1 protein-coding gene is annotated in these 500 nt (G+C 69.4%); it reads right to left on the minus strand.

The genetic code is table 11. From position 1 onward, the window contains the following. The coding region (locus tag N878_RS00780; RefSeq protein WP_031302511.1) for an LPD7 domain-containing protein at window positions 1-500 on the minus strand (500 nt) is incomplete at both ends.

The raw sequence follows: 500 nt of genomic DNA on the forward strand, positions 1-500 counted from the left end.
CCGTCGCCTGCTCGGGCGACGGCTGCGGCTCCGGTAGCGTGCTGGTCGGCAGCGGGCCGCTGTCCAGGGCCGCCAGCGCCGCGTCCAGTTCGTCCTCGATGCTCTGGTCTTTCGGTTCGCTCATGGGTGTTCTCCTTGTTCAAAAGCGCCTGCCGCCGGCTCTCAAGAGCCGGATCGGTGAAGGTGATGGGTAGCTGGGAATCGACGGCGGCGCGGATCATCTGCGCCTTGAACTCCACCGTGCCGTTGACGGTGATGCGGTTGCCGTAGCGTTGCATCGCCAGGCGCAGGGCTTCTTGCAGCCCTTCGCGCGTGGCCTCGCGGGAGACTTGCAGGCGGTCACCGTCATCGCGCACGGCGCTCATGCCGGCGCGGAAGATGATCGTCCCCTTCTTCGTGATGTTGTCCACCGCCGGCGCGTGGCCGGGCTTCGCCTGGCCCTCGCCCCGGATGGTGTTGCCCTTGAGGCCCTGGGCCGCCTCGCGGGCGCGCAGGGCGGC

It is taken from the genome of Pseudomonas sp. EGD-AK9 (assembly GCF_000465935.2).
GTDB lineage: Bacteria > Pseudomonadota > Gammaproteobacteria > Pseudomonadales > Pseudomonadaceae > Aquipseudomonas.